We start from the raw sequence: 25,691 nt of genomic DNA on the forward strand, positions 1-25,691 counted from the left end.
CTCAATTTCCTCATCGCGCAGCGCGTGGCGCACAATTAGTTTGCATTCCTTTATAGTTAAGACGCAGGCGGTGTGACTATATCGCCGCCCGGCTGACCAGTGGCGCTGGCGCGATGGGCGCTTGTGCGCCCTCGTGCTGGTCGACGGCGATCGGCCGTTCGCCATTCGCTTGCGTTGTGCCTGCGATTACCGCACGCAGCCACTCCCACGGGCGCCTCCAGGCCGAGCGCGGCGATGAGACGCGCAACCGTGTGCGCCTGGGCGCGAATGTTGGCCGGAGTATGCGCGCCGCGTGAACGACATGAGCGCAGCGCAGGCTATTTGAAGGACTCAACGAAAGGCTTGAGGCAAACCCCGATTGCCGCACAGTCGAAGAAGGCACGGCGCGATCGCTTCGGGCTGCTGGCTAAATCGGTTAACTGATTCGATATCCGAAGTAACTGGCGTGCGTGTAACGCCATCGTTTGCGAACTGCGTGGCGTGCTTAAAGGTGAGGGAATTCGGGAGTCGATTTTGGGGGTAGTCACCAAAGGTGAGCGTTTTCGGGGGGCGCGGGTGCCAGGTATGCGGCGAGTGTCGAAAAATCGCCGTTGACTGGGTAATCGGGTTTTCAAATGGCAAAGGTGAGTGTCTGCGGGAGCCGATATTCACTGAGAGGTGTCAAAAAAGCGTTTTTTCCTGCACATTGATAAGTTGCTTCGCGGATTTTCTCTCCCAAAGCGTCTGGGCGAATCTGCAAAGGTGAGCGTTTTCGGGAGGGGGGCGCTCCGGCAAGCTGTCATAGAGGTGCACCATGGAAACGGTATAGTGACTCGCGATATGCGCTGGCCGGCTCGACCCTCGAGCGCCGCCGGCGCCGCGCTACGGAGTTGCACCATGGGCTTTTTCGACCGACTGTGGCCACGCAAACGCGCGCTGCCGGTTCAGGAGACGGCGCAGACACGCGCGCTCGTCGAACGGCTGATCGTGCTCAGCCCCTCGCTGAAGCTGGCGCGCGATTATCGCGAGCGGCTGGGCCCCGCGCTCGCGCAATCGATTACGTACGTGAGCGACATCGTCGAGCGCCTGCCGCCCGCGCGTGAGGCGAGCGCCGCGAACTGGCTTGCCGATCCCTATATTCACGCGTTCTTTGCCGTGCCCGACGAGATCGCGCACGTGCTGAGCCGCTCGCCCGATCTGCATGCGTGGTTCGAGAGCCATCCGCTCGCGCGCGAAACCTGGGCGGTACTGGGCATGGCGATGAACGAGCGCCGCGGCTTCGGCGTCGCGCAGCAAGGCGACCACGTGCATGCCGACGTCGCCCAGACCACGCTGAGTTTCGACGATCATCAGGTGCGTGTCTGCGGTGAATCCGAAGCGGACCTGCGCGAGCACATCGTGCAGCGCGTGGTCGAGCAGATCGCGCTCGAAGGTCTCGCGCAGATCGGCGCTGACGAGTCGCGCCGCGACGCGCTGGAACAGGAGCGCGCGCTGCTGCGCACGCGCCGCCAGCTGCTCACGCGTCAGGGCGCGGGCACGCAGAAGATGGTGGGCGAGCGCGCGATCGCGAACGCCGCGGAGCTTGCGCAACTGCAGGCGCAAATCGACGCGAACGAACAGGCGCTTGCGGCGCTCGGTCTGAAGACGGATGCGCTCGAGCATGAAATGGACGTGATTTGCGACGTCCTCACGCATCCCGCGCAGCACGCGAACGTCGAGATGAAGCACGTGCGGCTGAGCCCGATGAACGTCGTGATCGAGCGCGGCGCGCCTGGCGGCGGCGCGGAGATCGTGTTCCCGCTCGCGCGTCTTCCGGGCAGTCCGCAGGGCGTGCGCGCGTTCTCGCTGATACGCTTCGCGCGCTCGGATCTCATGGCACTGCCGAGGGTATTGGACGAGGATAGCCGCTTCGTGATTTGAGCCGGAGGCGTTCGCAACAGGGCGTCGTTGCGCGAAAGGTGAGCGTTTTCGGGAGTGTGGCGCAGGCATGAGCGCGCGCCGTTGTGCGACGTGAGGTGAAGCGCTGTGGTTCTGCACCACTCACCCGAGATTCAACACCAGCGCAAGAAATCGCGCGATTCTTCGAGACATTGCGGTGAAAAATTTCCTGGGAGTCCCAGGTCACGCGAGACGATTGCTCGCGCCGCGGCGCGCAAGCGTGTGTGACTCAAGGTGAGAGTTTTCGGGAGCAGACGCTAGCTTGCGAAGCGGCGCCATGCGGTGAGGTCAGCGAATCGTTCGTTATTCACCGTTTGCGCGGGCGCGCGAGCGAGTCACCAAGACCCCTCAAGCCGAAAAGCGGCTGCGAAGCGCAGGTTTTTTCGTCGCGCCGCGAAATAATTTCCTGGTAGTCCCAGGTTAAGCGATGCGAATCTTTCTCGATCCGGCGTGCGAAGCCGTGCCTGAGCGTCAAAGGTGAGGTTATTCGGGAGCGGTGCGCGCGGTCGTTTCGAAACACTAACCGTTCGAGCAGAAAGTCTTGAAAGCGCCGGAAAACAAGGCCTTTTGCCTGGTGTCGCAACGCTCGGCATCGCGCCAGCGAAGCGTAGCGACACCGAAAGGTGAGCTTTTTCAGGGGTGAGCGGCGGGCCACGCGGTGACGCCCGCGGGATCGATTTCGAAACGCAGGGCGCGGGTGTGCTCGCCACTGTGTATGCAAGCGTGCGGCAACGCCGCGTCATCGGCGGGAATGTCGAACGTCTCGCCGGCCAGCTCGAGCGTGACGTAGCGGTCGCCGTGACGCAGCGAGATGCCGGCGAGGCGGCCTTCGAGCGAACCGCCGGTCGTCGCGCACAGCGCGCGTGGCGACACGCGCCACATCACGCGCGTGCCTCGTGCAAGCGGCACATCGAGGCCAGCGTCTCTGCACGGCAGGCGCAGGCCGCCCGCCGTTTCGATCTCGCCCGACTCAAGCACGACGCCAACGCCAATGTTGTGCAGTCCGAGCAATTCGGCCACCCGCAGCGAGGCGGGCCGCGCGAACACCTCGTCGACGGGGCCGGCCTGCAGCGTGCGGCCGTGCTCGATCACGAGCACTTCGTCGGCGAGCTGCGCGGCTTCGTCGGGGTCGTGCGTGACGATCACGGTCACCGCGCCGATCTCGCGCTGCAGGGCGCGCAGCGATTGCTGCAGCTTGCGGCGGCGCGGCGTGTCGAGCGCGGCGAACGGCTCGTCGAACAGCAGCAACGGGCTGTGCCGCGTGAGCGCGCGGGCGAGCGCCACGCGTTGGCGCTGGCCGAACGAGAGCTGGCGCGGCAGGCGCTGCGTGAGCGTGTCGAGGCCCAGATGCGCGAGCCAGTAGCGTGCGCTGGCGGCATCGGCATCGACGGGAAACGCCAGTTGCTGCGCCACCGTCATATGCGGAAACAGGCCATAGTCCTGCGGCATGTAGCCGATCTGGCGCCGCTCGGGCGGCAGTGCGCCGATGTCGGTCGCGCCGAGCGAGACGAAGCCCGCGTCGTTCGGCTCGAGGCCCGCGACGATGCGCAGCGCGAGCGACTTGCCCGAGCCCGAGGGACCGATGATCGCGAGCCGCCTCGTGCGCGGCTGCCAGGCGACGTCGAGCGTGAAGGCGCCGAGGCGCCGCTGCGCCGCGAACGCGAGCCGCAGATCGCCGGCATCCACTGCCGTGGCGGCGGGCGTGAATGCGGTGAGCTCGTCGCCGTTGTCGACGCTCACCGCGAGCGTGGCGCGCGCGCTGCGGGTGTACACCGAGAGCACCGCGCAGACGATGGCGATGGCGAGCGTCGGCAGCAGGAGCGGCATCATCGCCGGCAGTCCCTGGCCGCCGAATACCACGTAGGTGTAGACCGGCAGTGAGTACGGGTGATAGGCGACCATCACCGTTGCGCCGAATTCGCCGAACGCGCGCAGCCACGCGAGTGCGAGCCCCGCGCGGATGGCGGGCCACGCAATCGGCAGCGTGACGCGGAAGAAGCGGCTGGCGGCGTGATGGCCGAGCGTGGCGGCGACGTCGTCATAGACCGGATCGACGGCGGCGAACGCCGAGCGCGCCGCGACGATCAGGAACGGCGCGGCCACGAAGGTCTCGGCGAGCACGATGCCGGTGAAGGAGTCGGTGAGCGCGCCGTTGAAGAGCTGGCCGATGGCGCTATACGGGCCGATCAGGAACAGCAGCAGCACGCCGCTCGTGAGGGGCGGCAGCGCGAGCGGCAATTGCACGATGAAGCCGAGCAGGGCGACGCCGCGTGCGCGCGAACGCGCGAGCCAATAGCCGAGCGGCACGCCGCCCACGAGGATGATGAGCGAGGCGACGCTCGCGCTCGCCACCGAGACGCCGACGGCCGACCCCATGGTGTGCCAGTCGACGCCGGCCCAGTCCGCCTGATCGATCTGCGGAATGCTGGCGAGAAACGGCGCGCACAGATAGACCGCGAGCAGGGCGCCGAGCCACCAGAGCGGCCTTGCGGCGCGCTGCGCGGGTTGGGTCATGGCTGCTGCATCATTGCTGGGCGGCGTCGATCACGGCCTGCACCGAAGGCGGAATGGCCTGCGCCTCGCCCTTGACCGTGGGCTTCGTGACATCCACGCCGTGCTCGGCGAGCAGCTTGCGGCCTTCGGCGCTCAGGAGGAAGTTGACGAAGCGCGCGGCGCCCGCGCTATTGGGCGCGTCGTTGAGGATCGTGAGCGTGTAGTTGGCTTTGATCCCCAGCTCGGGTGCGGGGTGGATCGACGGAATCTTCAGGTCAGACGTTTCGGTCGAGTAGAAGAAGCCCGCGTCGAGCTGGCCCGACTGCAGGCGGCCCACCAGCGTTTCTTCCGGCAGCACCTGGGCGGGATTCTCGGGCGCGCCGAGCGTCTTCTCGACGAGGTCGGGCTGGCTGTAGGCTTGCGCGGCCTTCGTCATCAGCTCGACGGTGAAGGCGCCTTTCGGGTCGAGCTTGGGATCGGTGCGGCCAACACGGATGCCCGGCTCCTGCAGCACCTGATCCCACTTCTTCGTCTTGAAGTCGGCGGCGAAGCGGCTCTTCGGGTTATAGCCGATCAAGAGCGGCGATTCGGCAAAATTCACGTACCACGAAACATGATTGCCGTTCGCTTCGCCCATGAGGTTGGCGTTGACCTTCGGGCTCGCGCTGATGAACACGTCGCCGCGGCGCAGCTTGCCCTTCACTTCGTTGGCGATCTTGTTCGAACCGGCCGCGTAACCCTTGAAGTGCAGGCCTGTTTCCTTCTCGAACGCAGGACCGACGCTCTTTTCCATCAGATTCACGAGCGAGCCTGCGTAGAGCACGTTGACGTCGCTGTCATCGGCCGCGAAGGCGCTCGTGCTTGCGGCGAGCACGCCCGACATCACCACGACAGATGCGATCAGCTTGCGGATCATCTCTTCTACCCCGTAGCGTTATAAAGGTCCATATATTACGACGGACTGTCGGGTTCATGCACCTGGCCACATGGCCAATCTTCCCGATAACACCTGTGCGTGATTCGGCTGCGCGGCTACACTGGGCGTCTGCATTCGGACATCTCGCCGGCGCGCGCCGCGCCGGTTGTCGCGTTGTTTCGCCAAATCTCAACTTTGCATGGGGCCGCACTCAGCGTGCGGTTCAACAGGAGGCCATCATGCGTACCAGCGCCCGTAATCATTTCTCCGGCCAGATCGCCGCGGTCAAGGCCGGCGCCGTCAACGACGAAGTCACGTTGCGCGCCGACGGCGGTCTCGAGATCGTCGCCATCATCACGCATGGCAGTGCCGCGTCGCTGGGCCTCGCGGCAGGCAAAAGCGCGTTTGCGCTCGTGAAGGCATCGTCGGTGATCGTCATGGTCGACGCAGACGCCAGCAAGGTCTCCGCGCGCAACGTCGTCGCGGGCACCGTCGCTTCGGTTACGAAGGGCGCCGTCAATGCAGAGGTCGTGATCGCGGCGCCTGGCGGCGCGCAGATCGCAGCCATCATCACGAACGAAAGCGCGGACCGCCTCGGCCTGGCAGCGGGCAAGACGGCTTCGGCGCTCTTCAAGGCGTCGAGCGTGATCGTGGGCGTGGACGCCTGATTCATACGCGCGGACGGCCTGCGCTGAACCGGCTCGCGCGCTGGTCCTGGCGCGTGCAACCGCAATCGCGATCGACATGACCGAGACCTTGCCCAGCCATGCGGCGGCGCCCGATTTCGAGCGCCGCGCGGCGGCCTGCCGCGACCGTCTGACCGGCGTGCCCGGCGGCGCGCGCTCCGGCGACGCGTGGTTGTTCGCGCGGCTCGTGGCGGCGCGCGAAGTGCGCGGCGAACTGGCGTTGCTCGGGCTATCGGCGCATGCGTTGACGGCGCTCGCCCAGCGGCACTTCACAGCGGACGCGGTGGTGCCATTGCTGCATCTTGCGCACCAGGCGCCGGTCGTGGATGCAAAGCATGCCGCGTTCGTGGCTTCGATGCGTGAATTCCTGATTGGCCTCGCCGCGCCTGACGTCGATGCCGCCGACGCCCAGTGTCTTGCCACGATCCTCGCGCATGCGTGCCTGCGTCCCGATCACTTGTGGCGCGATCTGGGACTTTCCGGCCGCGACGACGTCACACAGATGCTCTCGCGCTTTTTCCCGGAAGTCGTCGCGCGCAATCGCGAAGGCCTGCGCTGGAAGAAACTGCTCGCGCGCGAACTTGCATGGGCCACCGGCGGCGTGCCGGGGCCCGCGCCGGGTTGTCCGGGCTGCGAGGATTTCGGCTTCTGCTTTCCGCAGGGGCACGAGTAGCAAGGCCGCCAGCCGTTCGGCCAGGGCGAATGGTCCAGACCGGATGGCCCAGACCGGATGGCCCAGACCGGATGGCCCAGACCGGATGGCCCAGACCGAATGGTCCAGACCTTCATGTATGCTTGCGCCCATGACCCCACCCCAAAAAGATCAGACCCAGGCCAGCGCGCCAACACGGCACAGCGAGCCTGAAGTGCGCTTTCGCATGCGTGTCATGCAGGACGGCACCATCGCGCTCGGGCCAGGCAAGGTGCAATTGCTGGAAGCCGTGCGCGAGCATGGCTCGATTTCCGCGGCGGCGCGCAGCCTGAACATGTCGTATCGGCGCGCGTGGCTCCTCATGGACGAACTCAATCGCGCGCTCGAATCGCCGGCCACCGTGTCCGAGCACGGCGGACAAAGCGGCGGGGGCAGCACGCTCACGCCGGTGGGCGAAGAGATCATTCGCCTCTATCGCGGCATCGAGGCGCGGGCCGCCGCCGCCTGCGCGCCCGAAATCGAAGCGCTGAAGAAACTCGTGAAGGGCTGAGCCCGTACCCGCACGTGTGTGTCACGCGCGGTTTCGGGCGCTCGCACGATCGTGTGCCGTCTAGCCGTGGCGCAGGCAGAACCGTGAGACGGGCACGGCCGTCAGCGCAGGCGTGGCACTCACGTGCAGCCGCATCATCAACTCGACGAAGCTCGCGAGGCTCGCGGTGCGCACCGGGTGCCAGCTCACCCGGTGCCGCTCGCACACGCGCTTGAGCGTGGCCATCGAATCGTGGTCGATACAGTCGACCGGGAACACGGCCAGGTCGGCGCCCGCGAGCGAGGCCGCCAGCAGGCCCTTGCGGTCCTCGAGGCCACCGTCGTGCACCGTGAGCTCGCCGCCGGCCGCGGCCACCCAGCGCCGCAGCGCGTGATTCGATCCGGGGCGTCCGCCCACATAGACGATGCGCCGTCCCTTGAGCGCCTCGCGCGGCAGCGCGCGCGGCGCCTCATCGTCATCGGGCTGCGCCGCGGTTTCCATCGCGTGCGCCTCGGCGCGCAGCGCGTCGATCAGCGTGTGCGCTTCGTCGAGTTGCGCGCGCAACGTTTGCAGGGTGTTCGCGTCCGCGGCGGCGCGCTGCTCGGCGGCTTCGCGGCGGCTCGTTTCCAGCGCGAGCCGCGCGTCGCGGGCAGCCAGCGCCACGTGCAAGGCCGCAAGCTGCGGCGCCGCTGTGTCGTGCGCCTTGTCCTGCGATTCGGACCGCGCGACCGCGTGCGCCGACTGTTCGTCGAGCGCCTTGCGGGCGTCGTCGCGCTCGCGGCTGATCTCGTTCAGACGCAGCTGCTGGCGCTCGATCTTCGCCTGCAAGGCAGCGTTTTCGTCTTCCAGTGCCACGAGGCGGCGCAGATCGGCGCGGTTCGCGGCGCCCACGAGGTGCGAGAGCATGTGCAGGTCGCCGAACGCCGCCTGGCGCACCTCCATTGTCGTGGCCGGATGCGTCATCAGCGCCCAGTAGGCGGGGGGAATGTCGCCGTTCGTGCGCGCCTCGTTCCAGAGCGCGAGGACCGCGTCGACGTCCCGCGCGGCGGCAAAGCGCCGAAGCGCGCCGGCGTAACGCGTGTCGAGCGCCTTTTGCAGCGCCTTGCTGAGCGCGCCGCCCTGGATCGCGTGTTCGACCGCGGTGTGGTGAATCTCGAGGTCACTCGCGCGCTGGCCGTCGAGCGGCGTGTATTTCGGCACGAGCTTGCGCAGTTCGTGTGTGGAAAGACAGGTGCCGATGATCGAGCAGTGCAAATGCGCGTCGAGATCGGCGAGACGCGTGCGGCGCCGCGAACGGTCGAGCTCGGCCTGGGAAGGACCGCAGCAGGCGGCGGCGGGGGCGAAGGCGCGCAGATGCGGCGCCTCGTCCGGCGTCGCGGCGCCCGGCGTGCGGGCGAGGCGAAACGGCGGTGCGTGCATGGTGACCTCTGATCCGGTTGGGAACGCGGGATGGCGATGCGCGTGGCGCAGCCGTTCGCGATGACGCGTGGCTGCTTGCCGAAAGCGCAATATACCATGGAATATAACGTGATCGGGCCGCTGAACGCCGCAGACGGCGCGCTCACGTGCCCGATGGCGGGGGCTGGCGATGCCTGTCTGGTAGCGCGTGTCGCGCGCGCATCGGCTCGTGCGCGCGCGGTGGCTCAGGCGGCGTCCCTTTGCATGGAAGCGGCTGCGCCGGCATCGGCGGCCGCTGGCGGTTTCGCTGCGGCGTCGTCCATAGTGGTGCGCGCGCCTTCCTGATGTTGCGCGAGCACGTGCCCGACGCCCAGCCGGACGAACACGGTATCGAGACACTCCAGTTCGGCTGCGGTTCGCCGCATCGCTTGCGTGTCGAGGCTGAAGGCTTCGGAGAAGAGCGCGTCGCGGGTCTTGTCGAGGCGGCGCGCGTCACGAATCGCCCGCTTGAGTTCACGATGCTGTGCAAAGCGCGCGCTGTCGACGCGACGCGCGAGCGCCGTGAGCAACGGCTGCAGCGAAGCGCCGCTGTTACCGCGCGGCTGCGGCTCGCCAGCTGCGGCGGCGAACAGGCGGTTGAAGCGGTCGATGCTCTCGCGCAGGCGCCGGAAGGCGTCGATGATGTCGCGAATCTGCTCCGCGCGCTCGAGTCCGGACGCGGGGCGCAAGATCGTGAACGTGGCCGGGACGGCGTCGGTTGCCCGCATGCCGGATGCCTGAATGGCAGACGCCTGCGTGTCGAATGCACCGATGCCGGTTGCCTGCATGGCAGACGCCCGTGAGTCGGCTTCCCGCCTGCCGGCCGCCCCCACTCCCGGCGCTGACGCGCCGCACGGCGACGCCGCGCGCGGCGGCATGGCGCTCAGCGTGCCAGGTGCGCGAGGCGTGCTCGTGGCGCTTCCCGCTGCATTCGTCGCCAGGGACCGACGGCTCACTCAAGCACCTCTCTCTGACTGATGGATTCCGGAACTTGCGCATCGGGAGGCCCGGCGCGTTCGTTATATTCTAATGTATATATCGATGCCAGCAATCCGCCGCGCGCATGAATCGGGGCTCGCCGGTGCGCTCAGCCCCGCTGCTTTAAAATCTCCTGTTTTGCACGTCGCCCGCGCGCCGCGCCCTTCCCGCCGTTCATGAACACACCTTCGTCCGCACCCGGGGCTGCGCCCGGGCGTCTCGCGCGCAATCGCGGTTTCCAGCGCTTGTGGGGCGCACGCGTGCTCGCCTCGATGTCGTTCCAGATGCTCGCCGTCGCAATGGGCTGGCACGTCTACGCGCTCACGAAGAGCGCGTTCGCGCTCGGCCTCGTCGGCCTCTCGCAGTTCCTGCCGATGTTCCTCCTCACGCTCGTCGTTGGCCATGTCGCGGACCGCTACGACCGCCGACGCATCGCCGCCGTCTGCCAGGGCGTCGAGTGCGCCGCCGCGCTAATCTTCGCGTGCGGCACCTTCGGCGGCTGGCTGAGCGCGCCGGTCATCTATGCGCTGGCGGCCTGCGTGGGCGCGGCGCGTGCGTTCGAGTCGCCGGCCATGTCTTCGCTGCTGCCCGCCGTGGTGCCGCGCGCGCAGTTGCCCACGGCCACCGCCTGGTCGACCTCGGCGAGCCAGACCGCGCAGATCGTCGGGCCGGCGCTGGGCGGCTTGCTTTACGGCGTTGGCGCGGGGCCCGCCTATATCGCGTGCGCGCTGTCCTTCGCCGTGGCCGCCGTGCTCTCGTCGAGCATCGCGCTGCAGGCGCGGCCCGCCGTCCGCGCGCCCGTCACGCTCGCCTCGGTGTTCTCGGGTATCGCCTTCATCCGTTCGCAGCCCGTGATTCTCGGCGCGCTCTCGCTCGACCTGTTCGCCGTGCTGTTCGGCGGCGCGACGGCGCTCTTGCCTGTCTTCGCGCGCGACATCCTGCATGCGGGCCCGCTGGCGCTAGGATTGCTGCGCTCGGCTTCGGCGGTGGGCGCGCTCACGGGCTCGATCTGGCTCGCGCATTTTCCGCTGCGCAGGCGTCCTGGCCTTGCGATGTTCGGCGGCGTGATCGTGTTCGGCTGCGCGACCATCGCGTTTGGACTGTCGCACAACATCGCCGTGTCGCTTATCGCGCTCGCGGTGCTTGGCGCGTCGGACGTGGTGAGCGTGGTCGTGCGCACGTCGCTCGTGCAGCTGCGCACGCCCGAGCACACGCTGGGCCGCGTGAGCGCCGTCAACTCGCTGTTCATCGGCACTTCGAATCAGTTGGGCGAGTTCGAGTCGGGCCTGACTGCCGGATGGTGGGGCGCGCAGCCCGCGGTGCTGGTGGGCGGCGTGGCGACCATTGGCGTGGCGCTGCTGTGGATGAAGCTCTTTCCCGCCCTGCGCGAGACGCGCTCGCTCGAGCACGAGGAGACGCGGGCCGCCGCAGGCGCGGGGTGAGCGAGGCGTGGGCGGGCGTGGGTCCGCCGTGCCGTCCGTTGACGCTTTCCCGGTATCCTTTTACCGAGGCGCGCGTTGTTCCTGCCCCACCGCGCCGTCACTTCGATGCGCTCCAGCAGCAACGCGGCTACACCGCAAACGCAATCACCATCACGCAAGCAAGTGTTTATGCAACCATCGACTTTCACCTTCGGGAGCCCCGCATGCGCGTAGGCCGACCGGTCAAGGCGCTGCCGCAGCCGTTGTGCGACTACTGCGGCGCGAAGGCGCTGCTCGCCCGCTACGGCGACGAAGCCTATCCGTACCGCGACGATCACGGCCCACTCTGGGTCTGCGCGGCCTGCGAGGCATGGATTGGCGTGCCTGCGCGCAGCACGCGCAACGTGCCGCTCGGGCGGCTCGCCAATGCCGCGCTGCGTGACGCCAAGAGCCGCCTGCACGATGCGCTCGAGCCGCTCGTCGCCGCCAAGGTGCGGCGCGACAAGGTGAACGTCTTCGAGGCCCGCGGCCGCGCGTTGCGCTGGCTCGCCGAGGAACTCGGCTTCGATCTGCCGAATCCCTCGATTCATCATCTGACACTCGAACAGTGCGAGGCGGCCATCCGCCACGTGGAAGCTTTCATGGCCGCCCGTCGCGGGTCCGACGACGCGCGCTAGCGGCGGGGCCGGCGCATCGCGTCGCCGGCTCGAACCGGCGCGCACCGGCGCCGGCCTGTCACCATTCGTTACATCCATCTCGCACGGCGGCGCTCAACCTTGGGCGCCAGGTGCCGTTAATGCATCTGAAGAATGACCTTTTTCGTGCGACATGGCCAAGACGATCCCCTTTCCGCAGCACAAGAGCACCCGCGCCCGGCGCAATAAGGCCGAGTTGCTGCCGATGCCGCGCGCGGGCGCGGACGACCTCGCGCTGCAAGTGCATCTGGCGCTGGCGTCATTGCGCGCGGCCGGCACCCAGCACGACGCGCAGGCGCTCCTGCATGCGCATGTGCTGGCGCAGTCGATTGCCGGCGCGGGCTACGGTGCGCTGACGCCCGAGCAGGTGCGCTGCGCCGACGAGGCGATCCTCGCGTGCTTCTCGCGCGGCGGCGCTGAGGACGACTGGCGTCTCGACGACGTGCAGTTCGAGGCCGTCAAGGCCATCGTGAGCGTCTACGACCAGCAGTTGCAGAGCGCGCCGTTCTGGGTGCTGGCGGAGGCCAGCGAGCGGCTGGAACGCATGCGCACGGGCGAGGCACGGCAGCCGATGCGCAAGCGCGCGTGAAGCAGGCGGCCACGCGGCTCGAATGTGGGCACGGCGGGGCATCGGGTACCGGGATTGCGCGTGGTGTACGAGGTGGTCAAGCGGTCCGCCCCCAATGCGCAACGCGGACTGGGAAGCAGAATGAAGTGAGCGCCGCCGCAAGCGGGGCCAGATAAAAGCCGGTGACGTTCAATGGATCGCCGCGCTGCACGATCGCTGCCTTGGGCCGCCTTGGGACGGCCGCGTGGTGTCCTTGTGCTGGCCGTGCAGTGACCTTGTGGCGGCATTGGCACGACATTTGACGCGAGGCGCGAATCGTGTTGACTTCCGGCAGTGGGCGTGACTAAAATTCGCCCGTCTTAACAAAAGGGGCTGACGCCTTGGACAGTAGCAGTTGTCGATCTTCGATTAGTTTCGCTGCCTGACCGGCACGACGTCCGCGCTCCCTTTCTTTCAGCCGCCGTCTTGCCAGCCAGGCAGATGGTGCGCGTCCAGCAGTAATCTCCGTGCACTCTGATTAGCGTCGACCCGGCGCCGCCGCGTTGTTGTTTCGCGCGCAGCACCAGGTCGATATCGCGCCGTGAGCGAATTTCGCTCGCGGCACGGTCCGTTCGTTGCGCGCATCGGCAGCCGATGCGCTGCGATGCGCGGACCGCCACTTGCGCCGCGCATGGCCCAGGCCGAGATGGCCCAGGCCCGTATGGCCCAGGCCGATTCGGCCCCACGCGCGCCGCCGTGACGATGAGGAGTTCCGATGTCCGACAGTGACAGTTATCCGTTATGCCGCTTCCTTTTTTCGTTCCCTGAGGAAAGCGCGCAGACTTAAAGCCGCTGTAGCGCGCCGAATTGGCCTTGCATAGCGCGCAGCCGGGTCTGCTGGCTTTCCTCGCCATGGCGTCCACGCGAATGCGGGACGCGAGGAGATTCAGCATGAACTTCGGCCTTCTTCTGCCGCACCTGCCGCAAACGCAGCAAAACCTCCATCCCGATGTGATCGGCGCCCGCCAGCGCGCACCGGCCGCTCCGCCGTGCCGCCATTCGAGACTCGCCGCGCGCTGGCGAGACCTGCGCGCACGGGTGTTCCGGGGCGCGCGAGGCTGACGTAGCTTGCGAGAGCAAGCCAGGAGCCAGACAAGAAAGCGCGGCCCCGCTCACCTGTGCCGCGATCGCACATGGCGATGCAGGCGAGGCACAAGGGCCGCGCAACAGCATCAAACAGTAATAAACAGCAACATCCAGAAACGCCGGTGCTTCAACACATGAATCAGTTCAATCTGCTCAACCGCTCGATGCGAACGACTCGCCGCGCACCGCGCGCACGCGGCGTCGTGCATGCATCCGCCCAAGGAGGCCGCTGATGGAGTTCAGCTTCAACCTGAACCGCACGGCCAACGCTTCGGCGTGGCGCGTGCTGCCCAATCGCTGGGACTTCGTGGCGTTCCCGCTGATCATCGGCCTGATCGCCATGGCCGTCGTGGGCTTTCATCAGACCATGGCGCCGATTGGCGTGCTCAAGACGGAGACGATCTCGCTCGACCCGGCGATGCTGCCCGAGTACGCCTTGCGCACCACGCTGCGCATGCTCGCCGCGATGGTCGCCTCGCTCGTGTTCACGCTCGTCTATGGCACGCTCGCGGCCAAGAGCCGCCGCGCGGGCCAGGTGCTGGTGCCGATCCTCGACATCCTGCAGTCGGTGCCCGTGCTCGGCTACATCTCGTTCACGGTCACCTTCTTCCTCGCGCTGTTTCCCTCGCGCGTGCTGGGCGCGGAGCTCGCGGCGATCTTCGCGATCTTCACGAGCCAGGCCTGGAACATGACCTTCAGCTTCTACCAGTCGCTGCGCACCGTGCCGCGCGATCTCGATGAAGTCTCGCGAGGCTTTCACCTCACGGCATGGCAGCGTTTCTGGAAGCTCGAAGTGCCGTTCTCGATGCCGGGTCTCATCTGGAACATGATGATGTCGATGTCGGGCGGCTGGTTCTTCGTGGTGGCTTCCGAGGCGATTACCGTCGGCAACAACACGATCACGCTGCCGGGCATCGGCGCGTACCTGGCGCAGGCGATCACGGAAAAGAACCTGCACGCGGTGGGCTGGGTCATTCTCGCGATGACGGTGGTGATTCTGGCCTACGACCAGTTCCTGTTCCGCCCGCTCGTGGCCTGGGCCGACAAATTCCGCATGGAGACCACCTCTTCGGGCGACGCGCCCGAGTCGTGGCTGCTCGACCTGATCCGCCGCACGCGCCTGATTCACCGTCTGCTCGTGCCGATGGGCTTCATGCTCGCCACGCTCGCGCGCGTGCCCATTCGCGTGCAGTTGCCGAAGGCCATGCCCGTGGCGAGCGCCGCGCTCACCAAACGCTCGCGCGTGGGCGACATCCTCTGGGCCATTTTTGTGATCGCGCTCACGGCGTACGTGGTCTGGCGCGTGGTCGCCTTCGTGCGCACCGGCGTGACGCTCGACGAAGTCGAGCATGTGTTCGTGCTCGGGCTCATTACGCTGTTTCGCGTGGCGCTGCTCATTGCGATTTCCTCGGTGATCTGGGTGCCGATCGGCGTGCTGATCGGCCTGCGTCCCGCGCTCGCCGAAAAAGTCCAGCCGCTCGCGCAGTTCCTCGCGGCGTTCCCGGCGAACCTGCTGTTCCCGGTGTTCGTGATCGTGATCGTGCGCTTCCACCTGAACCCGGATATCTGGCTCTCGCCGCTGATCGTGCTCGGCACGCAGTGGTACATCCTGTTCAACGTGATCGCGGGCGCTACCGCCTATCCGAACGACTACAAGGAAGCGGCCAGGAACTTCCGCATTCGCGGCTGGCAATGGTGGCGCCAGGTGATGCTGCCGGGAATTTTCCCGTACTACGTCACGGGCGCGATTACCGCATCGGGCGGCGCGTGGAACGCGAGCATCGTGTCCGAGTTCGTGCAGTGGGGCGATACGAAGCTCGAGGCGCATGGCCTGGGCGCCTATATCGCGCAGACGACCGCCGCCGGCGATTTTCCGAAGATCATTCTGGGCATCGCGATGATGTCCTTGTTCGTCACGCTGTTCAACCGCGTGCTCTGGCGTCCGCTGTACACGTTCGCCGAGTCCCGGCTGCGGCTCGATTGAGATGGAGTAGACCAACATGCTGAATCCCCAAACCGTCTCTGCCGACCTGCTGTCGGTGCGTCCCGTGCCGGGCAAGGAAGTGCTCGCGGTCAAGAACGTTTCGCGCGGCTTCGCGAAGAAGGACGACGAGCGCCTCGTGCTCGACGACGTCAATCTCTCGCTGCGCGAAGGCGAGATCGTCGGGCTGCTCGGCCGTTCGGGCTCGGGCAAGTCCACGCTCTTGCGCATCATCTCCGGCCTGATCGAGGCCACCTCGGGTGAGGTGAACTGGCTCGGCAAGCCGCTCGAAGGGCCCGCCGAAGGTGTCTCGATGGTGTTCCAGACCTTCGCGCTGTTCCCGTGGCTCACGGTGCTGCAGAACGTGGAAGCGGGCCTCGAAGCGCAGGGCGTGGGCGCGCGCGAGCGCCGCGAGCGGGCGCTGGCCGCCATCGACCTGATCGGCCTGGACGGCTTCGAGAACGCCTACCCGCGCGAGCTTTCGGGCGGCATGCGCCAGCGCGTGGGCTTTGCGCGCGCGCTCGTCGTGGACCCGGCACTGCTGCTGATGGACGAGCCGTTCTCGGCGCTCGACGTGCTCACGGCCGAAACGCTGCGCACCGATTTGCTCGACCTGTGGACGCAAGGCCGCATGCCGATCAAGTCGATGCTGATCGTCACGCACAACATCGAAGAAGCGGTGTTCATGTGCGACCGCATTCTCGTGCTCTCGTCCAATCCGGGGCGCGTGGTGGCGGAGATCAAGGTGCCGTTCAAGCATCCGCGCAATCGCCTGGACCCGGCGTTCCGCAAGCTCGTCGACGACATCTACGCGAAGATGACCGCGCGCGAAGCGGCCGAAGCTTCGCAACGGCGCCTCGAAGTGGGCAGCCGTTTGCCCGACGTCTCCACGAACCTGATGGCGGGCTTGATCGAGACGCTGGCGGCCGCGCCGTATCACGGCCGCGCCGACATGCCGGAAATCGCGCGCTCGCTGCATCTCGAAGTGGACGACCTGTTCCCGATCGCCGAAGTGCTGCAGCAGCTCGGTTTTGCCGACGTGCGCGAAGGTGACCTGCTGCTCACGCCGCCCGCGCGCGTGTTCGCGGAGATGGGCACGCAGGCGCGCAAGCTGATGTTCGCCGATCATCTGCTGCGCAACGTGCCGCTCGCGGCGCGTATCAAGAAGGTGCTCAACGAGCGCCCGGGCCATCGCGCGCCGCGCGTGCGCTTCGAGCAGGAGCTCGAAGATTTTCTGTCCGATGTTGCGGCGGAAGAGACGCTCGATACGGTGATCGACTGGGGCCGTTACGGCGAGATCTTTTCGTATAACGATCAGTCGGAGATCTTCAGCCTCGAAGACGTGGAGGCCTGATGTTCGCTTGACGTGGCGACATGCAGCGATACCGGACCGGGGCCTTGTGCCCCGGTTTTGTTTGTGCGCATCTCGGGGGCTACGGTACGAGGCATGTCAGGTGCCCAATCAGCCGATGCCCGTCCCTGATGACCACGGACTGTTTGCGGCGCGCCGCACGCCGCAATGCCTTGCGCACGGTGCGCAGATTGACTGCCACGGCAAGGTCAACTTCTGCGAGGGGCCGGGCATGCTGATAGACCCTGAGGGTCTCAGGTTGCAGCAGATTCAGGCAGCGCAAATGCATGTCGCTTGCGTCGTGCTGGGCCGCAACGGCGGGTGACAGCCAGCACAGCAACTCGGTCACGCGGTCGTACAGCAAGCGCAAGCGCGCCAACGCACTGGTGGGTGTCGAAGGGGCGGTTGCCTCGATGCGCAGGGGTACCCCTTTTCGAGGGCGACCCTCCCTCATGAGTGGGCCCAGCTTCCAGATGGGTTCGTGATGGGCGATGCGGTTGCGCAACTCATTGCACAGGTCGAGCCGGGCAAACAGAGCGTCGCGGTGTCTGAGCTTCGTCCAGTAGGTCGCCTGGCGTTGCCGATGACCCGGTAAGACGTCGACGAGGATGGGGCCCCAGTCCACGGCGTGGTTGTGACAATCTGCCTGCAGATTCAGGAGATGCGGCCAAAATCCGAACGTCAGGCTCGACACTACGTCGTCGGGTGACGGGGCGGGACAGCGGGGAAGCATGTGTTGCCCTTGCCTGTAGTGCGTGATGCCGGTGATCCTGGACCTGGAATGGGCGCCAAGCGCGACATGCGCGTACCAGTCTTTCGAACCATGGGTGCCAACGGTGCCATAACGCAGGCTCATGGCACGGTGGAACTGATTGCGCAAAACCACCTCGACGAGGGAGATCGTGCGGAACAACACCGCGCTCAAGTCGTCGTTCCATTGATAGAGCGCAAGCGCTTGCGCATCGTCCGCGGCGCCGAAGAAGCTGCGGTAATTGCTCAGGCGTGCGTGTGACAATGCCTGGACGCGTGCCAGATTCCCCGCTGGGTCAGCTTTGATCTGTTTAAGCATACGTGTTACCATGAAACGGTAAGCGCTTGGATTACATGGCTTGGTAGCTCCCTCTCCGGACGGACGCCAGGTTCCAAGACGCAAAAGAGGAAACGGCCGCGCAAGCGGCCGTTTGCCTTTATGCCAGGCGCTGGCGGTTTCTTCTGCGCAACGCGGACTTCGTCAGGGCTCTGTTACCGTAGCCCTGAACATCAACGAAATCTTCGCCTGGCCAGGCCTCTCGTTCAGATACCAAACGATGTAGCCGGCCTCCAGACCCCATGCCGGTCTGATCACGCTCAACTTTCCCATCGGAAGCGCAGCTTCGTCAGCTCAGTCAAACGGCCAAGCCTTGTGTCAATTGCACCTTGCGCGCTCACCATGTCCGCCTGGTTGGAGACACTGCGCAAAGTGCTTCTGTGGAATTTGCGCGCACTAACGTATTGGCCGCAGTTGCCACCTCTGGGACGATGTTCAGGACGCGCGCGCAAAGGTGAGCTTCTTCGGGACTCGTGCAATTGCGCTCGCATCAACGCATCGCATTGCACGCAGGTCATTGATTGGACTGGAAAGTCCGCCGCGCGCCGCACGCGTGGCGGCCGCGCCGTGCCGCTTGAGGTGAGTATTTTCGGGAGTGCCCGCGCGAAGCGAGGGTGAGGCCGGTGCACGCGAGCCGCGCACCGGCCACGGTACTAGCCACGGCATGAGTCACCGCACTAGCCACCGCATTGGCCACCGCATCAATTCGGCTTGCCGCGCGTCGCGCCCTGTGCGCCGCCCGTGCCGCTGCCCTTGCCATTGCGCGGCTTGGTGTTGCTACCGTCGCCTTGCGTGCCCCTCGGGCCGCTGCGTGCTTCATCGCGTGCGCGCGGCGTGCCGCGATCGTCGTCGTCATCGCCCGCGCCGCTTTCGCGCTCGCCATAGAGGCGTCCTTCGACATCGCCTTCATGTCCCGGGCCAACAAGGAAGCTGCGCTGCGGATTCGCGAGCTCGATGCCGCGCTCCGTGAAGCGCGCCAGCACGCGCCGGTTGAACTCGCGCTGCACGCCCCAGCGCGCCGAGTCCTTGCACTGCATCTGGCCTACGAGCGTCACGCTCGCGCCGTCCACCTGATCCACGCCCCAGTACGCGAAGTCGCTCAGAATGCCCTTCTTGTAGGCCTCGTCACTGCGGATCTCGGCACCGATCTCCTTGAGCGTGTCGATGGCGCGCTGCAAATCCGCGCCGTGCGCGATCAACACCTTCACCGCCGCGTTGCCAATGCCGCGGTTCGTGTTGTTCACCGTCGTGACCGAGCTGAACGGCACGGTGTAGAGCGAGCCGTCGCCGCCGCGCAGGCGCACCGTGCGGATCGAGAGGAATTCGACCGTGCCCGAGACGCCCGCGACCGTGATCCAGTCGCCGACCTGCATGGCGTTTTCAGTGAGCAGGAAGATGCCGGTGATGAAGTCCTGCACGAGCTTTTGCGAGCCGAAGCCGAGCGCTACGCCGAAGATGCTCGCGCCCGCGATGAGCGGCGCGGTGTTCACGCCGAGCTGCGAGAGCGCCGTGAGCCCGACCACCACGAGGATCGCGACGAAGAGCGTGGTGCGGAACATCGGCAGCAGCGTGCGCAGGCGCGCGGCGCGAACGAAGTCGCCCGCATCGGTCCAGGCGTTCAGGCGCCGCTCGGCGGCGCCGTTCGCCGCCTCCCAGATCACGACGGCCACGGCGATGGCGATGACGATCGTCAGCAGCGCGGAGCCGATCAGATGCCCGATGGGCGCGTTCGCGATCAGACGCCCCGGGTGCAGGCCCCACACCTGCACCACAACGTCGAGCGTGACGATCCATATCGCGGCCGTCAAGATGCGCCGCAGCGCCGGGTAGTAGCGATAGGCACGGCGTTGCGCGATCGTCATGTTCTCGCCGTTGCCGCTCGGATCGAACACGCGGCCGAGCGCCCCGAGCGCGACGATGGCCACCATGCGCCCGGCGAGCAGCACGGCGAGCGAGACGCCGCCGTCGCGCAAGAGCTCCTGATAGCCGCCGCGCAGGTCGAGCGCCCACACGAACCACAGCGCCATGACGACGAAGACCGCGGCGGCGGCCCAGATATCGGAGAACCAGTGTGCGAGATAGGCGAACGACCCGCGTCCGGCGGCCCACTTGCGGATCGCGTCGGCCACGTAAGGACGGCACTGCAGGATCGCCACCGCGAGCGCGATGTGGGCGAACAGGATGACGAGCTTCAACAGCGCGAGGTGCGCGTCCTCGGTCATGCCGAGCGGCACCGCCCCGCCCAGCACGCCGCCCACGCCGCCGATGACGACGATGCGCACGAGCCAGCGCTGCGCGAATGCGGCCCACGTGTCGGAGAGCGGCATGAGCCGCAGGGCATCCGAATCCGGCGCGAACAGCATAGTGCCGATGGCGATGATGACGCGGCAGATCACCCACGTATCGACGACATGGCCGACGGCGGCTGCTGCTGCGGCGTCCTCCGGGCCGAACAGCGAGAGCACGCCTGCGGCGCACAGTCCGAACGCGATCACGGGCACGAGTTCGAGCAGGGCGACGAGGAACGCCCAGGGCAGGCGCTTGAGCAGGCGCCAATGGTGCGCACCGCGAATGCGGTGGCGCGCCTCGCGCGCGAGCGAGGCGATGCCTGGCTTGTAGCCGTCGTCGGCCGCGGCGGCGAGGGCGCTTGCTTTTGCGCTGGCCTGCTCATCGACATTGCCGTCCGCGGTAGCTGGCACCATCCCGGCGGCGGCGCGCAGGGTTTCCTGATCGGCTTCGGTTTGCACCACCGCCGCTTCGGGCGATAGCGGCGACGTTGGCAATGGGCTCGCCGCGCCCGCGGCGTTCGACGCCGCAGCTGGACCGCTCTTGTCCACGGTGTCTTGCGTGGCCGCTGCATGCGCGGCGAGCGCGCGATGTGGCCTGAGGATCGCGCGGCGCAAGAGGGCTTCGATGGCGAGCGCGGGCACGAGCGTGAGCAACAGCACGCGCAGGAGGGAACCCAGGATTGCGTGGCCTTCGGGCGTGCCAAGACGCATGCTCCACCAGTCGCGCGCGGACGTGACGTTGAAGAGCGCCCCGCGTGCTCGCAGGAGCTTTTGGCCGACGATCCGCGCGCTGTGGGCGGCGCCGTCGGCGATTTGCAGCACGAGGCCGTTCGAACGCAGCGCGTTGGCGAGCGGCTCGGATGCCGCTGTGCTGCTCGTCGCCGATGCCGCCGATGTCGCGGCGGGCGCGCTGGCGCCCGCGCTAGCCGAGGCTGGCGTGGCGAGTGCACCCGCTGCTGCGATCGCCCGCAGCGTGTCTTCGACGTGGGCGCGTTGCACAGGGTCGTCGAGCACCTGGAGCGCCGAATGCGCCTGCGCGGGCGTCAGCACGACGGGCGCCGCGGGGTTCACCGCGGACGCGGCGGCTGGCGCATCCGCGCGGCACGGTGTGGCGGCGAGCAGCAGCATGCAGGCGAGTGCGGTTATCAGGGAGTCGATACGCGTTGCCCGAAGGGATCGACAAGCGGATCGTAAGCTGGAAAAAAGGGGCGTCCTTGTCATGGGAATAAGTCGCAACGAATCTCGGTAATTTGCCTTGTCAGGCGGACGGGCGAATGTGCGCAAGCAGGCGCTTTCGTGCCCGCAACCTCATGGGCACGGCGCCGCGTGCCGATGCGGGCGCGCGTCATCGCTCTGTCCGAACGGATATTGGACGCGCGAGCGCAATTTTTGTGCCGCAGACCTGGCTGCACGGGCAGTCGTGATGGCTCACGCGGGACGGTGTAGTCGCCGTTCAATTCTGAGATTTGCTTGTCGGCCTGACGGTTCCTGTCGGCTGAATATTTTGGGATTGTTTGAAATCGATTTTTATGATGATTTGATAAAGATTAAAAAAAGTCCCTGTGTGATAAATCGATACAACGTGGATTTTTTGCGGTAAGTAGATGAATTTTAAGTAAAAAGTTTACGTTCATAAAAAAATTAAAAGCAGATTTAAGATTTGTATGTGGAATTCAGGCGAGCAATGCCATTTAAATTGTTTTGATTGCAGCAACTTATTCCTGCCCTGATAAGGAAATCATCCTTGACTGAGTCAAGAAATCTTACAAACCGAAGCAATTTTCTGACGAGCGGGATTGCCGCGGACGTTGTGACTGCGCCAAGTTCGCTCGCGTGGTCGATCCGTTCGTCACGTAAGCAGTGCCTTCCACGTCTGGAAAGACCCAGTCATCCCGCACCTGGGAGAGCCGCCAAAGGCCCGTAAGGTTACACGGCGGCGTAACGCAGTGACCCTCGCGCGCATCGGTTGGCAGTTGAGAACCGCTTATCCCATTCCGGACTGCGCCATATCGTTCGTTATCCAGAACATTGTGGCGGGTTCGCAAAGAACGACAGTGATCGATTCATGCCCAGTCTGATCCCAATTCACCGTCCGACGCGATGTCTCGCCGCTGGACGCATTCTGTGCGGCCTCGCGTTGCCGTGGCTGGCCGGCTGTTCGGTCTCGCCATCGATTAGCGTGCTGGGGGCCTATTTCCCCGACTGGATGTTCTGTTTCCTCGGCAGTCTCGCCGTGACGCTCATCGTGCGGGCCGTGCTGGTGCGTTTGCAGCGAGAAAGCCTGTTGGGCCCGCCGTTCGTCGCGTACTCGTCATTGCTGTTGCTCTTCTCACTGCTGTTCTGGCTGCTGTTCTTCAATTCTTGAAATCACGGAGCGGTTTCATGGCTAGTAGCAAGCCGCATCAATTTTCCAGCAGGATCGTTCCGGTACTCCTCGTGCTGGTGACGCTTGTCGTCCTGCTTTACGTGCTCTGGCGCGTGGACACCGCGCCACGAACCGACGACGCGTACGCCTATGCCGACTCGATCGACGTCGTACCGGAAGTCAACGGGCGCATCGTCGACATGGCCGTGCACGACAACGAGGCGGTCAAGCAGGGCGACGTGCTGTTTCGCATCGACCCGCGGCCTTTCGACGACGAGCTGGCGCGCTCGCGCGCGTCGCTCGCCGCGCTCGACAAGCAGATCTCGCTGATGCAGCGCACGGTCAAGGCGCAGCAATACAACGCCGATTCTGCCCAGGCGGCGGTCGAGCGCGCCCGCGCTGCTGCCTCGCAAGCGGCCCTCACTTTGCAGCGCACAGAGCCGCTCCTGTCCAAAGGCTATGTGTCCGCGGAGGAGGTGGACCGTGCCCGCACCGCACGCCGCTCCGCGCAAGCCGAACTCGAGGCCGCGCGCCTGCAGGCGCAGCAGGCGTCCGCCTCGGTAACCGGCGTCGACGCCCTGGTCGCGCAGCGCGACGTGGTGACGGCCGAGATCGCGCTCGCGGAATTCCGCAAGGAAATGACCATCGTGCGTGCGCCGTTCGATGGCCGGATCGTCTCGTTGAAGACCACGGTGGGGCAGTTTGCGTCGCCGCTCAAGCCGCTCTTCACGCTCATCGATAACCGCAACTGGTTTGTCGTGGCCAATTTCCGCGAGACCGAACTCAAGCACATCCGCGCCGGCACGCCCGCGAAGGTTTATCTGATGGCGGATACGGGGCAGGTGTTCGATGGCCGCGTCGACTCCATCGGCTACGGCGTATTGCCGGACGACGGCGGGCTCGTGCTCGAAGGCCTGCCGCGCGTGCAGCGCAGTCTGAACTGGGTGCGTGTCGCCCAGCGCTTCCCCGTGAAGATTCGCGTCGAGCGTCCGAATCCGCAACTGTTCCGGCTGGGCGCCTCGGCCGTGGTCAAGCTCGACCCTGGCTCAAGCACGCAGGCGCACTGAAACAGGAGGCCCGCTGCATGAATGAACCGATTGCACAACGGCTCGCGAACCGCTGGGACTGGCTGGCGAGAGAGCTCGCGCCGTTTCCGGGCCGCGGCCAGTTCGCGCTGCGCGTGACGCTCGCCTGCGTGATTTCCATCGTGATCTCGGAGACGTTCCAGGTTCCGCAAACGGCCATGTCTCTCGTCGCGGTGCTATTCACCGCGCAGGCCAACATTACGATGACGCGCGTGATCTCCGTGGCGTTGGCCGTGGCGAACCTCATCGCCATTGGGTTCTATGTCGTGGTGCTGCAATTCACCTTCGACTATCCGCTATTGCGCATCGTCTGCTCGAGCATCATCTTCTTCGCCTGCATGTTCTGCGTGCGGATTTCGAAGGCGTTCTATGTGCTGCTCGGGCCGGCCCTGGTGCTGCTCTACGCGCAGTCGTTCGTCGACATGACGGGGCAGGCCGACTATCTCGTGCGGCAACTGCTCTGGGCCGCGTTGGCGATCACGTACGGCAGCGTGATCATGTTGCTGGTGAATTCGCTGTTTTCGTCGACTCATCCGGAGCGTCAGCTTCGCGCTGAGGTGCATCGTCAGCTGGAGCGCGCAGCCGAGCGTCTGCGCCGGCTGGTGGCGAACGAACCCGCCCCGCCGGCCCTCTCGCCACAGGCGTTGCAACAGCAAGTCGCCTCGCTGCAGAGCCTGCTTGATTTTGCCGACATGGCGAGGCCGAAGGACCGCGCCGGCAACGTCTACCTGCAGGCGTGCGTGGCCGCCGTCTCGCGCGCGCAGCACATCTGCAACACCTTGCCCGGCGAGCTTGCTGCGGCGTCGCCCGCCTTGCGCAGCGCGCTTGGCCGGCTGCAAGCGCAATTGCCGGCGCTGGAGGCCGCGGTGGCGGGAGAAGCCGCTTTCCGTCTCACGTGGGCGCCCGACACGGACGAGCGCGCGGCGCTGGCCGCGCTGCGTCCGGCGAACGATCTCTACTGCACGCTCGAGGCCATCAGTCATTTCGACGCCGCCGCCATGCCCGACCAGGCCGCGGCCAAGCCGCCGCTGCTGCCGCCCGATACCTTCACCAACCCGGCTTACGTTCGCTTCGCGCTGAAGGTGTTGATCAGCGGCCTGCTTGGCTACTTCGTCTACAACAGCGTGCAATGGGCCGGCATTCACACCATCCTGATCACCAGCGCACTCGTTGCGATGCCGGGCCTGGGCACCTCGGTGCGGCAGATGACGCTGCGCCTGTACGGCGCGCTGTTCGGCAGCCTGGCCGCGCTGCTCGTCTTCCTCATCGTGATGCCCCGCATCGACACGATAGTCGGCTTGCTCCTCGCGACGATGCCGGTCATGGCCCTGGGCGCCTGGGTTGCCGCCGGCTCCGAACGGATGGCCTATATGGGGATTCAGGGCGCGGCGACCGCGGCCCTGGCGCTGTTCGAGCATTTCGGTCCCAGCACCGATCTCACCGAGATTCGCGACCGCATGGTCGGCATCCTGCTTGGCGTGTGCATCTGCTGGGTGGTGTACGCCCTCATCTGGCCGGACAGCGAGCACGACGCCACGCGCAGCAAGCTCGCCGCATTGCTGCGCTCACTGGCGCAGCTGGTGCGCGCCCCCCTGCGCCAGGACGAGCCGGCGCAGCAGATCGTTTATGCGCAGCGTCAGATGCAATGCTGGTCGTCGCTCAACGAGTGCGACATGGACCTCGAACGGGTGCGCTTCGAACCGCAGTTCAAGCACGGCGCGATGGCGCAGCTGGCCACCCAGGCGGACGCGCTGCTCGCGGTGGTGCGCGAGATGCTCGTCGAGCAGGACCGGATTCGTGGTCAGGCATCCGGCACTCCGATTGCCGCGCCGGGCGCCGGCGTGGCGCTCGCATCGGCCGCGACGCTGCGCGACGAGACAGCCGCCCTGATCGAGCACTACGCGGCGCGCGTTGCCCAAGGCGGCGAGCCGCCGAGCGCCGGACAGGCCGAATTGCGCGCCCACGCAGGGCGGATTGCCCCAGCCGACGCGCCGCCCGTTGTCGCGCACGTGCAGCGCCTTGCATGCCTCGCCGCCGATCTTCCGGGCTGGACGCGGCCTGCCGCAGAGACGGACAGCGTCACCGCCGGTCCGACGTCCCCCCGAAAAGCCCCGTGA

The 25,691-nt window shown here is 66.4% G+C and carries 19 protein-coding genes; 13 read left to right on the forward strand and 6 right to left on the reverse strand.

Features of this window, described 5'->3' with window-relative positions:
- Positions 1–876: 876 nt before the first annotated feature.
- Entirely contained in the window at positions 877–1,899 is a 1,023-nt protein-coding gene (locus tag BO1_RS15140) for a hypothetical protein (protein ID WP_028218270.1), read from the forward strand.
- 651 nt (positions 1,900–2,550) lie between these two features.
- Here the strand turns inward: BO1_RS15140 and BO1_RS15145 are convergent.
- Positions 2,551–4,431 carry an ABC transporter ATP-binding protein/permease gene (locus BO1_RS15145; protein ID WP_028218271.1) on the reverse strand — a complete coding sequence of 627 codons (1,881 nt, stop codon included), beginning with the start codon at positions 4,429–4,431 and terminating at the stop codon, positions 2,551–2,553.
- Positions 4,432–4,441: 10 nt separating this feature from the next.
- Positions 4,442–5,326 carry an extracellular solute-binding protein gene (locus BO1_RS15150; RefSeq protein ID WP_028218272.1) on the reverse strand — a complete coding sequence of 295 codons (885 nt, stop codon included), beginning with the start codon at positions 5,324–5,326 and terminating at the stop codon, positions 4,442–4,444.
- A 239-nt stretch (positions 5,327–5,565) separates the two neighbouring features.
- Here BO1_RS15150 and BO1_RS15155 point away from each other — a divergent pair, with 239 nt between their 5' ends.
- The 3 genes from BO1_RS15155 (at position 5,566) to BO1_RS15165 (ending at position 7,214) form a co-directional block, all read left to right on the forward strand.
- Positions 5,566–5,994, forward strand: coding sequence for a TOBE domain-containing protein (locus BO1_RS15155; protein WP_028218273.1), 429 nt, complete (start codon positions 5,566–5,568; stop codon positions 5,992–5,994).
- Positions 5,995–6,070: 76 nt separating this feature from the next.
- On the forward strand, positions 6,071–6,685 hold the full coding sequence (locus BO1_RS15160) for a nitrogen fixation protein NifQ (protein WP_028218274.1): 615 nt from the start codon (positions 6,071–6,073) through the stop codon (positions 6,683–6,685).
- A gap of 130 nt (positions 6,686–6,815) precedes the next feature.
- Entirely contained in the window at positions 6,816–7,214 is a 399-nt protein-coding gene (locus BO1_RS15165) for a winged helix-turn-helix domain-containing protein (protein ID WP_245643803.1), read from the forward strand.
- 60 nt (positions 7,215–7,274) lie between these two features.
- Here BO1_RS15165 and BO1_RS15170 read toward each other — a convergent pair whose 3' ends face one another.
- Complete coding sequence (locus BO1_RS15170) at positions 7,275–8,612, reverse strand: DUF2325 domain-containing protein (RefSeq protein WP_028218276.1); 1,338 nt, start codon at positions 8,610–8,612, stop codon at positions 7,275–7,277.
- Between the two features lie 224 nt (positions 8,613–8,836).
- Positions 8,837–9,418, reverse strand: coding sequence for a hypothetical protein (locus BO1_RS51205; protein WP_052409474.1), 582 nt, complete (start codon positions 9,416–9,418; stop codon positions 8,837–8,839).
- 366 nt (positions 9,419–9,784) lie between these two features.
- On the opposite strand from BO1_RS51205, the gene BO1_RS15180 reads away from it, so the two are divergent.
- The 6 genes from BO1_RS15180 (at position 9,785) to BO1_RS15205 (ending at position 16,752) form a co-directional block, all read left to right on the forward strand.
- Positions 9,785–11,050 carry an MFS transporter gene (locus BO1_RS15180; RefSeq protein ID WP_028218277.1) on the forward strand — a complete coding sequence of 422 codons (1,266 nt, stop codon included), beginning with the start codon at positions 9,785–9,787 and terminating at the stop codon, positions 11,048–11,050.
- 203 nt (positions 11,051–11,253) lie between these two features.
- Positions 11,254–11,706 carry a zinc-finger-containing protein gene (locus BO1_RS15185; RefSeq protein WP_028218278.1) on the forward strand — a complete coding sequence of 151 codons (453 nt, stop codon included), beginning with the start codon at positions 11,254–11,256 and terminating at the stop codon, positions 11,704–11,706.
- A gap of 151 nt (positions 11,707–11,857) precedes the next feature.
- Positions 11,858–12,313, forward strand: a complete 456-nt coding sequence (locus BO1_RS15190) for a hypothetical protein (RefSeq protein ID WP_028218279.1) — start codon at positions 11,858–11,860, stop codon at positions 12,311–12,313.
- 909 nt (positions 12,314–13,222) lie between these two features.
- Positions 13,223–13,393 (forward strand): hypothetical protein, encoded by a 171-nt coding sequence (locus tag BO1_RS59140; protein ID WP_156992265.1) that lies wholly within the window; start codon positions 13,223–13,225, stop codon positions 13,391–13,393.
- Between the two features lie 256 nt (positions 13,394–13,649).
- Positions 13,650–15,401, forward strand: a complete 1,752-nt coding sequence (locus BO1_RS15200) for an ABC transporter permease (protein WP_028218280.1) — start codon at positions 13,650–13,652, stop codon at positions 15,399–15,401.
- A gap of 16 nt (positions 15,402–15,417) precedes the next feature.
- A complete protein-coding gene (locus BO1_RS15205) occupies positions 15,418–16,752 on the forward strand; it encodes an ABC transporter ATP-binding protein (protein WP_028218281.1) in 1,335 nt (444 codons plus the stop codon).
- A 79-nt stretch (positions 16,753–16,831) separates the two neighbouring features.
- Here the strand turns inward: BO1_RS15205 and BO1_RS15210 are convergent, their stop codons facing one another.
- Together BO1_RS15210 and BO1_RS51210 are read right to left on the reverse strand one after the other, a co-directional pair.
- Positions 16,832–17,818, reverse strand: coding sequence for an Abi family protein (locus BO1_RS15210; protein ID WP_028218282.1), 987 nt, complete (start codon positions 17,816–17,818; stop codon positions 16,832–16,834).
- Between the two features lie 719 nt (positions 17,819–18,537).
- Positions 18,538–21,252, reverse strand: coding sequence for a mechanosensitive ion channel family protein (locus tag BO1_RS51210; protein ID WP_052409475.1), 2,715 nt, complete (start codon positions 21,250–21,252; stop codon positions 18,538–18,540).
- 937 nt (positions 21,253–22,189) lie between these two features.
- Between BO1_RS51210 and BO1_RS15225 the strand changes: the two genes are divergently transcribed.
- The 3 genes from BO1_RS15225 to BO1_RS51215 are packed head-to-tail and all read left to right on the forward strand — an operon-like array spanning position 22,190 to position 25,691.
- Positions 22,190–22,489, forward strand: coding sequence for a YtcA family lipoprotein (locus BO1_RS15225; RefSeq protein WP_084687977.1), 300 nt, complete (start codon positions 22,190–22,192; stop codon positions 22,487–22,489).
- A 17-nt stretch (positions 22,490–22,506) separates the two neighbouring features.
- Entirely contained in the window at positions 22,507–23,556 is a 1,050-nt protein-coding gene (gene mdtN, locus BO1_RS15230; protein WP_028218284.1) for a multidrug transporter subunit MdtN, read from the forward strand.
- Between the two features lie 17 nt (positions 23,557–23,573).
- Entirely contained in the window at positions 23,574–25,691 is a 2,118-nt protein-coding gene (locus BO1_RS51215; RefSeq protein ID WP_052409476.1) for an FUSC family protein, read from the forward strand.

The sequence above is a fragment of the Paraburkholderia oxyphila NBRC 105797 genome (assembly GCF_000685075.1).
GTDB classification, from domain to species: Bacteria; Pseudomonadota; Gammaproteobacteria; order Burkholderiales; family Burkholderiaceae; genus Paraburkholderia; species Paraburkholderia oxyphila.